This window comes from Mesorhizobium sp. WSM4848 (assembly GCF_055811375.1).
In genome coordinates this window covers 79,079-92,296 of record NZ_JBVVPX010000010.1, presented here as the reverse complement: position 1 = coordinate 92,296, position 13,218 = coordinate 79,079, and the positions used below count along the sequence as shown (strand labels likewise).

15 protein-coding genes are annotated in these 13,218 nt (G+C 62.7%); 6 read left to right on the top strand and 9 right to left on the bottom strand.

Going from position 1 to position 13,218, the window contains the following annotated elements; genetic code table 11:
- Window positions 1-250 precede the first annotated feature (250 nt).
- The 8 genes from pheT to infC all read right to left on the bottom strand — a co-directional run bounded on the left by pheT (window position 251) and on the right by infC (window position 7,280).
- Complete coding sequence (pheT, locus tag AC0L16_RS12250) at window positions 251-2,659, bottom strand: phenylalanine--tRNA ligase subunit beta (protein WP_473620989.1); 2,409 nt, start codon at window positions 2,657-2,659, stop codon at window positions 251-253.
- Window positions 2,656-3,093: a GFA family protein gene (locus AC0L16_RS12245; protein ID WP_473620988.1), complete on the bottom strand. Its 438-nt coding sequence runs from the start codon at window positions 3,091-3,093 to the stop codon at window positions 2,656-2,658. The genes pheT and AC0L16_RS12245 overlap by 4 nt, the downstream gene beginning before the upstream one ends.
- Window positions 3,090-4,175: a phenylalanine--tRNA ligase subunit alpha gene (gene pheS, locus AC0L16_RS12240; protein WP_473620987.1), complete on the bottom strand. Its 1,086-nt coding sequence runs from the start codon at window positions 4,173-4,175 to the stop codon at window positions 3,090-3,092. Before pheS ends, AC0L16_RS12245 begins: the two co-directional genes overlap by 4 nt.
- Window positions 4,176-4,270: 95 nt before the next feature.
- A complete protein-coding gene (gene rplT / locus AC0L16_RS12235; RefSeq protein WP_023796882.1) occupies window positions 4,271-4,672 on the bottom strand; it encodes a 50S ribosomal protein L20 in 402 nt (133 codons plus the stop codon).
- 94 nt (window positions 4,673-4,766) lie between these two features.
- Complete coding sequence (gene rpmI, locus AC0L16_RS12230) at window positions 4,767-4,970, bottom strand: 50S ribosomal protein L35 (protein ID WP_006201248.1); 204 nt, start codon at window positions 4,968-4,970, stop codon at window positions 4,767-4,769.
- A 187-nt stretch (window positions 4,971-5,157) separates the two neighbouring features.
- On the bottom strand, window positions 5,158-5,814 hold the full coding sequence (locus AC0L16_RS12225; RefSeq protein WP_473620986.1) for a methyltransferase family protein: 657 nt from the start codon (window positions 5,812-5,814) through the stop codon (window positions 5,158-5,160).
- Between the two features lie 232 nt (window positions 5,815-6,046).
- Window positions 6,047-6,604, bottom strand: a complete 558-nt coding sequence (locus AC0L16_RS12220; protein ID WP_473620985.1) for a methyltransferase family protein — start codon at window positions 6,602-6,604, stop codon at window positions 6,047-6,049.
- A gap of 139 nt (window positions 6,605-6,743) precedes the next feature.
- The gene (gene infC, locus AC0L16_RS12215; RefSeq protein WP_077374810.1) at window positions 6,744-7,280 is read right to left on the bottom strand and encodes a translation initiation factor IF-3; all 537 of its coding nucleotides are present in this window, start codon (window positions 7,278-7,280) and stop codon (window positions 6,744-6,746) included.
- A gap of 211 nt (window positions 7,281-7,491) precedes the next feature.
- Here infC and AC0L16_RS12210 point away from each other — a divergent pair, with 211 nt between their 5' ends.
- The 4 genes from AC0L16_RS12210 to AC0L16_RS12195 all read left to right on the top strand — a co-directional run bounded on the left by AC0L16_RS12210 (window position 7,492) and on the right by AC0L16_RS12195 (window position 10,862).
- The gene (locus AC0L16_RS12210) at window positions 7,492-8,268 is read left to right on the top strand and encodes an alpha/beta hydrolase (protein WP_473620984.1); all 777 of its coding nucleotides are present in this window, start codon (window positions 7,492-7,494) and stop codon (window positions 8,266-8,268) included.
- A 3-nt stretch (window positions 8,269-8,271) separates the two neighbouring features.
- Entirely contained in the window at window positions 8,272-9,414 is a 1,143-nt protein-coding gene (locus AC0L16_RS12205) for a benzoate/H(+) symporter BenE family transporter (protein ID WP_473620983.1), read from the top strand.
- A gap of 117 nt (window positions 9,415-9,531) precedes the next feature.
- Window positions 9,532-10,002, top strand: coding sequence for a DUF2852 domain-containing protein (locus AC0L16_RS12200; RefSeq protein ID WP_473620982.1), 471 nt, complete (start codon window positions 9,532-9,534; stop codon window positions 10,000-10,002).
- 101 nt (window positions 10,003-10,103) lie between these two features.
- Window positions 10,104-10,862, top strand: coding sequence for a M48 family metallopeptidase (locus AC0L16_RS12195; protein WP_473620980.1), 759 nt, complete (start codon window positions 10,104-10,106; stop codon window positions 10,860-10,862).
- Window positions 10,863-10,947: 85 nt separating this feature from the next.
- On the opposite strand, the gene AC0L16_RS12190 is transcribed toward AC0L16_RS12195, so the two are convergent.
- A complete protein-coding gene (locus tag AC0L16_RS12190; protein ID WP_202364969.1) occupies window positions 10,948-11,166 on the bottom strand; it encodes a hypothetical protein in 219 nt (72 codons plus the stop codon).
- A gap of 108 nt (window positions 11,167-11,274) precedes the next feature.
- Between AC0L16_RS12190 and AC0L16_RS12185 the strand changes: the two genes are divergently transcribed.
- Together AC0L16_RS12185 and trpB are read left to right on the top strand one after the other, a co-directional pair.
- On the top strand, window positions 11,275-11,955 hold the full coding sequence (locus AC0L16_RS12185; RefSeq protein ID WP_473620978.1) for a phosphoribosylanthranilate isomerase: 681 nt from the start codon (window positions 11,275-11,277) through the stop codon (window positions 11,953-11,955).
- 10 nt (window positions 11,956-11,965) lie between these two features.
- Complete coding sequence (trpB, locus tag AC0L16_RS12180) at window positions 11,966-13,216, top strand: tryptophan synthase subunit beta (protein ID WP_473620977.1); 1,251 nt, start codon at window positions 11,966-11,968, stop codon at window positions 13,214-13,216.
- Window positions 13,217-13,218: the final 2 nt, after the last annotated feature.

Below are 13,218 nucleotides of genomic sequence, written 5' to 3'. Positions count from 1 at the left end.
AAACGGGGCGTTTCGGCGTGCCTTTTTCGAATACGGCGCATGGAGAAGGTTGCGAGATGTCGGCAGGACAGCCCCCCTCTGTCCTGCCGGACATCTCCCCCACTTGGGGGGAGATTGGCAGCTTCGCCGTCCCGCTCAGTTTCTTACGTTGGCGAAAGCGGAGGAGATCCGATCTCCCCCCTTGTGGGGGAGATGCCCGGTAGGGCAGAGGGGGCGCTGTCCCGCCAACGTCTGCCGAGCCCGCAACCCCTTACGCTCTCAGCACACCACCGGTCTGCTTGTTCACATTCTCAACGATGCGCTTTGCCAATGCCTCGAAATCCTCGTCGGTCAGCGTCTTTTCGACCGGCTGGATCGACACTTCGATGGCGATCGATTTCTTGGCAGCACCCAGCGCAGCCCCCTCGAACACATCGAAGACCGAGACGTTGGTGATCAGCTTCCTGTCGGCGGCAAGGGCTGCGCGGGTCAGCGTGCCGGCTTCGACCGCCTTGTCGACGACGAAGGCGAAATCGCGCTTGACCGCCTGGAAGGCGGACAGTTCCAGTCTCGGTTTTGTCCGCGTCGGCTTGGCCTTCGGCTCGGGCACGGCATCGACGAAAACCTCGAAGCCGCAGAGCGGCCCGGAGACGTCGAGTTCCTCCAGCGTCTTCGGGTGGAACTCGCCGAACGTGCCCAAAATGACCTTCGGCCCGAGCTTGATGGTGCCGGAGCGGCCGGGATGATACCAGGCTGGGCCGCCGGCCTCGATCTGCAGCCGCTCGACCGGCGCGCCGCAGGCTTCAAGTGCTGCGATCGCATCGGCCTTGGCGTCGAACACGCCGACCGGACCGGCATTGCCGGCCCAATGACGGCCGGAACCGTCGAGCTTGGCCGTGCCGCGCCGCACGCCGGCGGCGACGCGCCGCTGCTGGTCGGCCGCATCGCCCTCATAGGTCCCGGACACTTCGAACAGCGCGACATCGCCGATGCCCTTGTCGGCATTGCGCTGCGCGGCGGCGATCAGGCCCGGCAGCAGCGACGGCCGCATGTCGGACATGTCGGCGGCGATCGGATTTGCGAGCTTGAGTGCGGTCTGGCCGCCGCCGAACAGTTCGGCATGTTTTGCCGGAATGAACGACCAGGTGACCGCCTCCATCATGCCGCGCACCGCCAGCGCCCGCTTGGCGGCGCGAGTGCGGACCTGCAGGACAGTCAGGATCTTGGCGTTGACGGCATCATGCGCGCCGAGCGGCTGCGGTGCGATGTTGTCGACGCCATGGATGCGCATGACTTCCTCGACCAGATCGGCCTTGCCGTCGACATCCGGCCGCCAGGACGGAACCGCCACATTGACGACATCGCCCGCGCCTTCCGGCTTGAAGCCGAGGCGGACAAGAATGGCGAGACTCTCGTCCCTGGGCACCTCGATGCCGGTCAGCCGCTTCACTTCCGACAGCGGGAAGGACACGATCTTGTGTTTGTGGCCGGCATAGCCGGCCACCTCGATTTCGGTCGGTGTGCCGCCGCAGAAATCGAGCACCAGCTTGGTCGCCAGCTCCACACCGGGGACCATGAATTCAGGGTCGACGCCGCGCTCGAACCGGTAGCGCGCATCGCTGATAATGCCGAGCGTCCTGCCGGTGCGGGCGGTGGTGATCGGATCCCAAAGTGCCGATTCGATCAGCACGTCGGTGGTGTTCTCGTCGCAGCCCGAGTGCTCGCCGCCCATGATGCCGGCGATCGATTCGACGCCGTCCTGGTCTGCTATCACGCACATGTCAGGCGTTAGCGTGTATTCGCGCCCGTCAAGCGCCAGCACCTTTTCACCGTCACGCGCCCGGCGCACGGTAAGGTTGCCGGCGACCTTGTTCGCGTCGAACACATGCAAGGGCCGGCCGCGATCGAAGGTGACGAAATTGGTGATGTCGACCAGCGCGCTGATCGGCCGAAGCCCAATGGCGATCAGCCGCTGCTGCAGCCATTTCGGCGACGGTCCGTTCTTCACGCCTTTCACCAATCTCAGCGCGAAGCCGGGGCAGAGTTCAGGAGCTTCGATCGTCACCTTCACCGGGCACATGCCACTGCCGGCATGCGGCATGATCGCGCCGCCGACGAGGCGGCCGAGCCCGCTCGCCGCCAGATCGCGGGCAATGCCGTAGACGCTGGTCGCATCTGGACGGTTCGGCGTCAAATTGATCTCTATGACCGGATCGTCGAGATGGGCGTAGGCGGCGAAGCTGGTGCCGACCGGCGCATCGGCCGGCAAATCGATGATGCCGTCATGCTCTTCGGAAAGCTCGAGCTCGCGCTCGGAGCACATCATGCCATGGCTTTCGACGCCGCGGATCTTGCCGACCGTCAGCGTCACGTCGATGCCGGGAATATAGACGCCGGGTGCTGCAAAGGCGCCGACCAGGCCCGCGCGGGCGTTCGGCGCTCCACACACAACCTGCACGGGGGCCTTGCCGTCGCCTGTATCGACCGTCAGTACGCGCAGCCGGTCGGCATCGGGATGCTGCATGGCCGCCAGCACCCTGGCGATGACGAAGGGTTTCAGGCTCGATCTGTCGTCGACATGCTCGACTTCGAGGCCGATCGAGGTCAGCCGCTCGACGATCTCGTTGAGCGAGGCGTCGGTCTCGAGGTGGTCCTTGAGCCAGGAGAGGGTGAATTTCATGACCGTGTTCCGTCTGATCTTTGCCCGTCAGGTCTGGGCACGCTGGTCTTCAAATGGCGCGGCAGCGCGTCGGGCATGTGCAGGAAGGGAAGCTGCTCGCGCACATGGGCGTGGTGCGTCGGCTTGAAATAGGCCGGCATGTCCATGGCGCCGAGCATGAAATAGATGTGGTCGGCCAGCCGCTCGTCGACATAGGCGATCGGTGAGCCGCAGATGCCGCAAAAGGAGCGCGTCACCGGCCCGTTCTCGAACATCTTCAGCGCCTTGCCCGTGAAGGCGACCTGCTCGGTGATGAAGCCGACGAAGGCCGACACCGGCGCGCCGCTGGCCCGCCGGCAATCGCCGCAATGGCAATAGCTGACATGGTGCGGTTCGGCCGAAGCCTCGAACCGCACGGCGCCGCAGCGGCAGCCGCCGGTGTGGGCCGCTGTCATGTGCTCAAGCCTGCGAACAGCGTCGGCATGTCGAGCGGCCGGAAACCGTAATGCGACAGCCAGCGCACATCGGCGTCGAAGAAGGCGCGCAGGTCCGGCATGCCGTATTTCAGCATGGCAATGCGATCGATGCCCATGCCCCAGGCAAAGCCCTGATATTCGTCGGGATCGAGCCCGCCATATCTCAGCACATTGGGGTGGACCATGCCGCAGCCGAGGATCTCCATCCAGTCGGAGCCTTCGCCGAAGCGCACCTCGCCCGGCCGCGAACGGTCGCACTGGATATCGACCTCCATGCTGGGTTCGGTGAACGGGAAGAAGCTCGGCCGGAAGCGCATCTTGACTTGGCGTACCTCGAAGAAGGCCTTGCAGAACTCCTCCAGCACCCATTTCATGTTGGCGACGTTGGCTGATCTGTCGATCACCAGCCCTTCGACCTGATGGAACATGGGCGAGTGCGTGGCATCGGAATCCTGGCGATAGGTTTTTCCGGGAATGACGATGCGGATCGGCGGCTTCTGCGTCTCCATGGTGCGGATCTGCACCGGCGAGGTGTGGGTGCGCAAAAGCTTGCGCTCGCCCTTCTCGTCCGGCTGGAAAAAGAAGGTGTCATGCATCTCGCGCGCCGGATGGCCTTCCGGGAAGTTCAGCGCGGTGAAATTGTAGTAATCGGTTTCGATATCGGGACCTTCAGCGATGGCAAAGCCGAGGTCGCCGAAGATCGCGGCAATCTCGTCGCTGACCTGGCTGATCGGATGGATGCGGCCGCGCTCGGCCGGCGATTGCCGCACCGGCAGCGTGACGTCGACCTTTTCCGCCGCGAGACGTGCCGCGATCGCTGCGTCCTTCAGCTCGGCGCGGCGCGCGGTAAGCGCCTCGGTGATGCGGTTCTTGAGACCGTTGATCGCCGGGCCTTTTATCTGGCGCTCTTCTGCGCTCATCGAGCCGAGCGTCTTCAGCATTTCGGAGACCGAGCCCTTCTTGCCGAGCGCTGAAACACGCACGGCTTCGATCGCCTGCTCGTCGGCGGCCGACGCAATGTCGCTCATCAGGGAATTTTCGAGAGTTTCCATGTCACTCATGTTTCAGACTCGATTGAAGGCAAAGAAAAACCCGCGCCAGCCCTGCCAGCGCGGGTTTCCCAAATCAAGTGTCGAAGTGCTTGGGAAGGCGCTGGTTAAGCTACAGCGCTTTCAAAAGCGTTCGGCGTGGTGTTCTTGAGGTACTCGAGCGCGACCTTGGCCTTGGCCACAAGTGCGGCAAATGCCTGCGGCTCGTGGATGGCCATGTCCGACAGGACCTTGCGATCAATCTCGATGCCGGCCTTGTTGAGACCGTCGATGAACCGGCCATAGGTCAGGCCATGCTCGTGAGTCGCGGCATTGATGCGCTGGATCCACAGAGCGCGGAACGAACGCTTGCGGTTCTTGCGGTCACGGTAGGCATACTGCAGTGACTTTTCCACCGCCTGCTTGGCGATGCGAATGGTGTTCTTGCGGCGGCCGTAGAAACCCTTGGCGGCTTTCAGGACCTTTTTGTGCTTGGCGTGCGAAGTGACGCCTCTTTTTACGCGTGCCATGTCATGATCTCCTTAAAAGCAAATTCCAGGAAAAGTGCCTAGCGGTTTTCCGTTCGGAATTGCGTAAAACAAATGCGTGTCCAGACCGAATGCCTTAGAGGCCGTTCGGCAGAAAATTCTTGATGACCTTCTTGCCATCCGGTTCAGCCAGAACCATTGTGCCGCGGGCATTTCGAATGAACTTGTTGGAACGCTTGATCATGCCGTGACGCTTGCCGGCCGCAGCCGACAGCACTTTGCCCGTACCTGTGATCTTGAACCGCTTCTTGGCGGCTGACTTGGTCTTCATCTTGGGCATTTTGCTACTCCATTTATGTGCGCATCATCACGCTTTTTGTTCGCTTCAGGCCGACCAAAGCCCGAAAAGCAAATGAAACCGCCACGGCATGCCCTGCCGGGCGGTTTTTGGGAACGGCGGTGCTATACGTCAAAGCGGGCCGGCGTGCAACACCCTGTGCCGACACACAATGGGCCTTTTGGGGGGCCTATGGGAAACGGAACAGCACCGGCAATATGCCCGATTGCTGGGCGCCGTCGATCGATTCGAAAAACGGCATGGCAACGAGGAACACCAGCCCGTCCAGCAGCGTCGTCCGCAGCAGGCGCGGCTTGAAGCTGCCGGTGTCGCCTTCCTGATACAGCGAAAGCTTCGGGAAGAAGCGCGGCACTCGCGCCATATAGGCCTGGAATGGCGTTCCGAAGGCTTCCTTCAGGAACGCCTCTTCGCGCAGGATGACGACATGAAAGGCGGCGGCGCAAATCACCGCGAAGCCGATCGCCGCAGTGATCGAGCCCATCTGCGCGCCGACGCCGGCGGCAGCTATCGAGGAGAAGACATAGAGCGGATTGCGGGTGATCGAATAGGGTCCGCCGGTAACCACCTCCGAGGATTTGCGTCCGCCGATATAGAGCGTCGACCACAAGCGCCCGACAATGCCGAGAAAGATCAGCAGGACGCCGACCATTTCGATCGTTTCGTGCGGCACGCTTTCGGGAGGAAAAGCAGACTGGCCAAACAGCAGCGCTGCGAACATGACGACGACGAGGGCGGCAAGCACCATCCTGCGCGCGTGCTGATACCTGCCCAGCGCCCGCCTGGCCTGCGCTTGTTCGGCCTGCGTCGATTTAACTTCATTGAGCATTTCGGGAATCCGATCGTCGAGGAACTTGCCGGCGATCGCAGCGCCTGGCCAAGAAATCAGGCGCCCCCGCCGGACGCCGGGATGCCTCTGCAAGATGATTTGAGGCGTAGTTAATGCATGTCGCCTCTTTTGCCGGCATCCGCAGCTCAATACAACCAGAAGAGGACGGGAATTACACCGCTTTCCTGTCCGGACTCGATGAGTTCGAAAAACGGTACGGAAGCCACGAACATCAAGCCGTCGCGCAGCGTGTGATTGAAAATGCGCGGTGTGAAGGTGACCTCGGCCTGATCGCGATAAGCCGGGGATTGGGAAAAAACCGCGGCACCCGTGCAATGTAGTCCTTGTACGGCGCCCCGAGCACGGTCGTCAAATGCCGTTCCTCGCGCAACGTGACGATGTAGAGCGCGGCCGCGCACAAAACCGCCGACGCCACCGAGACGATCACGCTGCCGGTCTGGGCGCCGATGCCGCCGGCCGCTACGGTGGAGAAAAAATACAGCGGGTTGCGCATCACCGAATATGGGCCGGTAGCAACCAGTTCGGCCGATTTGCGGCCGCCGATATAGAGGATCGACCAGAGCCGGCCGCCGATCCCGATCAGTATCAGGGCGATGCCGTACTGCCCCTCTATGCGTTCGTGGCCTAGTTCATCGTGCGTGGAGCCGCCGAAGATCAGCAAAGCGCAAAAAGCACCGATCAGCAGCGCCAGCAGGACGCGCCGGCGGCGCTGATAGCGGCCCATTTCGTCGAACGATCTTTCAATCGGAGAACGTGCCGCAGCGGCCATGGACAATCCTTTCGCCGCGAGGACCGGCAACCGGACTCCTTGTCGATGCAACTTGCGGAGAAATCATGGCGAAGACAAAAACAAACAAAAGGCCGCCGAAGCGGCCTTTGCTTTGACGGGCCGCTTTAGCAGAATCGCTTTAGCGGGGCGCCAGCACCATCATCATCTGGCGGCCTTCGAGCTTCGGTTCAGCTTCGACCTTGGCGATGGGTGCCACTTCCTCGCGAACCTTGTTCAGAAGCTGCATGCCGAGTTCCATATGCGCCATCTCGCGGCCGCGAAAGCGCAATGTCAGCTTGACCTTGTCACCTTCCTCGAAAAACCGCCGGACCGCTTTCATCTTGGTTTCGTAGTCATGGCTGTCGATGTTCGGGCGCATCTTGATCTCTTTGATCTCGATGACCTTCTGGTTCTTGCGCGCCTCGGCCGCCTTCTTCTGGTTGGCGTATTTCAGCTTGCCGAGATCGAGAATTTTTACGACGGGCGGCACTGCGTTGGGCGATATCTCGACCAGATCGAGCCCAGCCTCTTCGGCGAGCAGCAATGCGTCGTTGATGGAGACATCGCCATGGTTGTGGCCTTCGGCGTCGATAAGCTGGACCCGGGGAACCCGGATGTCACGGTTGGAGCGCGGGCCCTCCTTGGTGGGCGCCGTTGCTTTGAAAGGTCTGCGAATGGTCGTGGTCTCCTTGAGCCGTTTCGTTCGGGGTTTTCAATTCAGAATTGCGAACGCGCCAATGTGGTGAGCGCGCGGCCGGAGTCAATAGCACAGCGCTCACAGGAAATCACCTGTTGCCTGACTTCTGCCTGCACCAAACGAAGAAAGTTGCCGAGCACTTTTCGTTGAACCGTCCGCTGTGTCAAAAGACCTGCGTGAGGAGTGAGCCATGACCGCACCGGTTTTTCTCGACGTCGACGGAACCAGTATCGCTGTCAGGCGCGCTGCGGGTGCCGCGCCAGGCATTGTCTGGCTCGGCGGCTACAAGTCGGACATGCTGGGCACCAAGGCCGAGAAGCTGGCGGAATGGGCGAGCGGGCAAGGGCGGGCTTTCCTGCGCCACGACTATTCCGGTCACGGCGAATCGGGCGGCGCCTTTGCCGACGGCACCGTCTCGAACTGGCTTTCGCAAAGCCTCGCCGTCTTCCGCCATTTCACGCAGGGCAGGCAAATCCTGGTCGGCTCCTCGATGGGCGCATGGATCGCGCTGCGCATGGTCCAGGAATTGCGCCAGGAATTGCACAACCCAGGCGAGAACCGCATCGCCGGTCTGGTGCTTCTGGCGCCGGCGCCGGATTTCACCGCCGAACTGGTCGAGCCGGCGCTGACCAAAGCGCAGAAGCGCGATCTTGCCAAAAAAGGTTTTTTCGAGGAGCCGTCGGACTATTCGGCCGAGCCTTACATCTACACCCGAGCGCTGATCGAGGACGGTCGCAACAACCGGGTGCTGACCGGGCCGATCGACACCCACTGCCCCGTCCACATATTGCAGGGGCTGGCCGATGCCGACGTGCCGCCGAGCCATGCGCTGAAACTGGTCGGCCTGCTGCCGGCCGACGACGTCACGCTGTCGCTGATCCCCGACGGCGACCACCGCCTGTCGCGGCCTCAGGACCTCGACATGCTGGTGCGGGCGGTCGACGCCATGGTGCGGCAGGCAGGCTAGGACATGCGCATTTCCATTCCGGTATCCGCCTTCGTCGCGGCGATCGTCGGCTTCGGCGGCACGCTGGCCATCGTCATCGCCGCCGCCAAGGCGGTCGGCGCGACGCAGGTCGAAACCGCGAGCTGGGTGACGGCGATCTGCCTCGCCATGGCGATCGAGAGCCTGTGGCTGTCGTGGCGCATCAGGATGCCGGTCATCGCCGCATGGTCGACGCCAGGGGTGGCGCTGATCGCGGCATCGAGCGGCTTTTCGATCAACGAGGCCGTCGGCGCCTTCATCGTCACCGGGATGTTGCTGATTGCCACCGGCCTGTTCAGGCCCTTGACCAAGCTGATCGCCAGGATACCGGCCTCGGTCGCGTCGGGCATGCTCGCCGGCATCGTCGTCACCTTCGCCATCAATGCGGTGAAGGCGATTCCCCTCGACCCGTGGCTGATCCTGCCGCTGATCGCCGCCTTCTTTGTCATCCGCCTGTTCAATCCGGCGCTCTCGGTGCTGGCGGTGCTGATCGGCGGCGGCGCTGCCGCCTTCCTCACCGGCCGGGTCGGCGGTCTGCCGACCCCGGATCTTTCGACATTGACGCTGATTGCGCCGCAGTTCACCGTCACGGCGATCGTCGGCCTGGCGCTGCCGCTTTATCTGGTCACCATGGCGTCGCAGAACCTGTCCGGCCTCGCCGTGCTGAGAGCCGCGGGCTATCACCCGGAACCCGGCCCGCTGATCGGCGTCACCGGCCTGCTTTCGCTGCTGTCGGCGCCATTCGGGGCCTCGACCACCAACCTGGCGGCGATCTCGGCGGCGATCTGCACCGGCCCCGACGTGCATCCCGATCCGGGCGAGCGCTGGAAGACCGGTCCGTTCTATGCGCTTGCCTACCTCGTCTTCGCCATTTTCGGCGCCTCGCTGGTGGCGATCTTCGCCGTGCTGCCGCAGAGCCTGATCGTGCTGGTCGCCGGACTGGCGCTGATGGCGCCGCTCGCCAACGCGCTGTCGATCGCCTTGAAGGAAGACGGCGAACGCATGGCCGCTACCGTCACCTTTGCCGTCACCGCCTCGGGGCTGACGCTGTTCGGCGTCGGTGCGGCGTTCTGGGGCCTGATCGCGGGCCTGGTCGTCCTTTTCCTCGAAACGCTCAAAAAGCGATAATCATTTCAAACGCTTGTCCGGTTTTGGCCGACACTGTCTTGAATCGCCGTTTTTCTCATCCCATTTCGATTCCACGCAGCCGGGATTGGCTGTCTCCAACTGAAGGATTGGGAGAAAATGAACACATCTGCATTGATCCGTCCGGCCTGGACGCCGGCGACCATCGCTCTGATGGTGATCGGTTTTATGGTGTTCTGGCCGCTCGGCCTCGCCATGCTCGCCTACATCATCTGGGGCGACCGGCTTGACGGCTTCAAGCGCGACGTCAACCGCGCGACCGACGGCATCTTCGCCGGCTGCCGCCGCGGTTCCGACAAAGCGGCGCGCTGGGGCCACGGCTCCGCCCGCACCGGCAACGTCGCTTTCGACGACTGGCGCGAAAAAGAACTCGAGCGCCTTAATGAAGAGCGCCGCAAGCTCGACGAGATGCTGAGCGAGTTCGACGAATACGCCAGGGAACTGCGTCGCGCCAAGGACCAGGAAGAGTTCGACCGCTTCATGGCGAAGCGCAACAAGTCGACGCCGCCCACAACCGACGGTTCCACAACCCAAGGTGGCAAATCCACGCCAGGCCTACTTGATGAGTAAGACACTTGCCCTGACATAAATAATCAAAAACGGCGTCGCGTCAGCGGCGCCGTTTCTTTTTTGTTCTATTCGTTTTCCTCGAATCACGTATCGTCCCGGCCATGTCATTCGGCTTCTTCCGCAACCTGACCAAACCCAGGCCCTCTCCCGTCGTGGAGCGGGAGCATTGTGTTGCCGGCCGCACGCTGCCGCTCAAGATCGTCGAGAGCGACCGGGCGCGGCGCCTGACGCTGCGCATCGATTCCGGTGGCCGGGGCCTGCGCATCACCGTGCCACCGGGCTTGCGGCGAGGCGAAGTGGAAAAATTCCTTGACCGCCATCAGGACTGGCTGGAGCAGCGGCTGGCCAAGGTACCCGACCGGCCGCAGGTGCGGCCCGGCATCAAGATACCGGTGCGCGGCGTGCCGCATCGCATCGTTCATGAGCCTTCGAAACGCGGTACCGTCACGCTGTCGTGCGACGAACGCGGTCCGCTGATGACCGTGCATGGCGAGCGCGTGCACCTGCCGCGCCGCATCGCCGATTTCCTCAAGCGCGAGGCCAAGCGCGAGATCGAGCGGTTGGTGGTCAAGCACACCGGGACGATCGGCAAGCGCGCCAAGGCAATCCGCTTCAAGGACACGTCGAGCCGCTGGGGATCGTGCACCTCCGACGGCAACCTGTCGTTCTCCTGGCGCATCATGATGGCGCCGCGACCCGTCATAAATTACCTCGTCGCGCATGAGGTGGCGCATCTCAAGGAGATGAACCACGGCCCGAAATTCTGGAAACTGTGCGAGCAGCTCTGCCCCGACACCGAGCGTTGCAAGGACTGGCTCAAGCGCAATGGCGGCGCGCTGCAAGCGATCATGTTCGAGTAATGTGCATCTAGGGAAGCGGAATAAAACCGTAGCGATCCTTCGCGCCCCGCTGTCCCGCCGACATCAATAGGTTCTGCACTGCCGCTCAATCGTCATTCGCCGCGTTCAACTCCTCCGGCCGCAAGCCTTCGTCGGTTTGGCGCGGCCATGGCAAGAAGTCCTTCTTGAAGGCGTCGTTGCTGAAATAGTCGAGCGCGCGGTGTGCCTCGGCGCCGTTGAAGGCGGCCTTGTCCATCAGATGGGCGATGACCTCGCGGGCCTGCGCGACCTTCTGCCTGAGCTCTGCAACCGTCTTGTCCGTCATGGTTTGCTCCCGCCTTCATCCATCCATAGAAACTAGGGCTATTCCCAACGCCGGCAAACAGGATGCTTTTTCTCGACTCTTTTGCCATTTCGTGCCAATCCCCGCGCCATGGCGCTCGACATCAAGATATGCGGATTAAGGACCGACAAGGCGTTGGCCGCGGCCTTGGCCGGCGGCGCCAGCCATGTCGGCTTTATTTTCTTTGCCAAAAGCCCGCGCTATGTCGAGCCGGCGGAAGCCGGCCGCTTGCGTGAAGCGGCGACCGGCAAGGCCATGGCGGTTGCGGTTACGGTCGACGCCGGCGATGCGTTCCTGGACGAAATCGTCGAAAAAATGCGGCCCGACATGCTGCAGCTGCATGGTTCGGAAACGCCGGAGCGGGTGGCAGAGATCAAGGCCCGCTATGGCCTGCCGGTGATGAAGGCGCTGTCGGTCAGCAAGGTTGCCGATCTGGAGCGGACGAGACCCTTCGTCGGCATTGCCGATCGTTTCCTGTTCGACGCCAAGCCGCCGAAGGGTTCGGAACTGCCGGGCGGCAACGGCATTGCCTTCGACTGGCGCGTACTGTCCGGCCTTGACGCAGGCGTCGATTACATGCTTTCCGGTGGGCTCAACGCCGCCAATATCGGCGATGCCCTTCGGCTTGCCAACCCGCCCGGACTAGACATTTCCTCAGGCGTGGAAAGCGCGCCGGGTGTCAAGGATCCGGCGCTGATCGAACAGTTTTTCCGGGCCGTCAAGTCAGCACGCGACAGCCGCGCCGCCCGACCGTGCCAAACCACAAGCTAGGAGATCGGCGATGAACAAGCCGGCGATACCCAATTCCTTCCGCACCGGACCCGATGAGCAGGGCATGTTCGGCATCTTCGGCGGTCGTTTCGTTGCCGAAACACTGATGCCGCTGATCCTCGACCTTGAGCGGCACTGGAACGAGGTCAAGGACGATCCGGATTTCAAGGCCGAACTGACTGACCTTTCGACCCACTATGCCGGGCGGCCGTCGAAGCTTTATTTCGCCGAAGGCCTGACCAGGCATCTTCGCGAGGTTTCCTCGGCTAAGGGCCTCGGGGGCGGCGCAAAGGTCTATTTCAAGCGCGAGGATTTGAATCACACCGGCTCGCACAAGATCAACAACTGCCTCGGCCAGATCCTGCTGGCCAAGCGCATGGGCAAGAAGCGCATCATCGCCGAGACCGGCGCCGGGCAGCACGGCGTGGCGTCGGCCACCGTGGCGGCGCGTTTCGGCTTTCCTTGCGTCGTCTATATGGGTGCCACCGACGTCGCCAGGCAAAGCCCGAACGTCTTCCGCATGAAGCTGCTCGGCGCCGAGGTGCGGCCGGTGAGCGCCGGCCACGGCACGTTGAAGGACGCCATGAACGAAGCTCTTCGGGATTGGGTGACCAATGTCGAGGATACCTATTACCTGATCGGCACGGCCGCCGGCCCGCACCCCTATCCGGAGTTGGTGCGCGACTTCCAGTCGGTGATCGGCATCGAGGCACGCGCCCAGATCCTCGAACAGGAAGGCCGGCTGCCGGACACCATCATCGCCGCCGTCGGCGGCGGCTCCAACGCCATCGGCCTTTTTCATCCGTTCCTCGACGACCGCAGCGTAGAGATCATCGGCATCGAGGCCGGTGGCCGCGGCCTCGACGGCATCGAACATTGCGCATCGATGAGTGCCGGCGCGCCCGGCGTGCTGCACGGCAACCGCACCTATCTCCTGCAGAATGCCGACGGGCAGATCATGGACGGGCATTCGATCTCGGCCGGCCTCGACTATCCCGGCGTCGGACCGGAGCATTCCTGGCTGCGCGACAGTGGCCGCGTCGACTATGTGCCTATTCTAGACGACGAGGCGCTGGAGGCGTTTCAGCTGACGACCCGTGTCGAAGGCATCATTCCGGCGCTCGAATCCGCCCATGCCATTGCGCATGCGGTGAAGATCGTGCCCGCCATGGACAAGGACCAGATCGTCATCGTCAACCTGTCCGGCCGCGGCGACAAGGACGTGCATACGGTGGCCAGTATGCTGGGCATGGAGATCTGATC

Coding starts and splice junctions, on each gene's coding strand:
- pheT (WP_473620989.1), bottom strand. CDS start 2,659: ATGAAATTCACCCTCTCCTGGCTCAAGGACCACCTCGAGACCGACGCC.
- AC0L16_RS12245 (WP_473620988.1), bottom strand. CDS start 3,093: ATGACAGCGGCCCACACCGGCGGCTGCCGCTGCGGCGCCGTGCGGTTC.
- pheS (WP_473620987.1), bottom strand. CDS start 4,175: ATGAGTGACATGGAAACTCTCGAAAATTCCCTGATGAGCGACATTGCG.
- rplT (WP_023796882.1), bottom strand. CDS start 4,672: ATGGCACGCGTAAAAAGAGGCGTCACTTCGCACGCCAAGCACAAAAAG.
- rpmI (WP_006201248.1), bottom strand. CDS start 4,970: ATGCCCAAGATGAAGACCAAGTCAGCCGCCAAGAAGCGGTTCAAGATC.
- AC0L16_RS12225 (WP_473620986.1), bottom strand. CDS start 5,814: ATGCTCAATGAAGTTAAATCGACGCAGGCCGAACAAGCGCAGGCCAGG.
- AC0L16_RS12220 (WP_473620985.1), bottom strand. CDS start 6,604: ATGGCCGCTGCGGCACGTTCTCCGATTGAAAGATCGTTCGACGAAATG.
- AC0L16_RS12210 (WP_473620984.1), top strand. CDS start 7,492: ATGACCGCACCGGTTTTTCTCGACGTCGACGGAACCAGTATCGCTGTC.
- AC0L16_RS12205 (WP_473620983.1), top strand. CDS start 8,272: ATGCGCATTTCCATTCCGGTATCCGCCTTCGTCGCGGCGATCGTCGGC.
- AC0L16_RS12200 (WP_473620982.1), top strand. CDS start 9,532: ATGAACACATCTGCATTGATCCGTCCGGCCTGGACGCCGGCGACCATC.
- AC0L16_RS12195 (WP_473620980.1), top strand. CDS start 10,104: ATGTCATTCGGCTTCTTCCGCAACCTGACCAAACCCAGGCCCTCTCCC.
- AC0L16_RS12190 (WP_202364969.1), bottom strand. CDS start 11,166: ATGACGGACAAGACGGTTGCAGAGCTCAGGCAGAAGGTCGCGCAGGCC.
- AC0L16_RS12185 (WP_473620978.1), top strand. CDS start 11,275: ATGGCGCTCGACATCAAGATATGCGGATTAAGGACCGACAAGGCGTTG.
- trpB (WP_473620977.1), top strand. CDS start 11,966: ATGAACAAGCCGGCGATACCCAATTCCTTCCGCACCGGACCCGATGAG.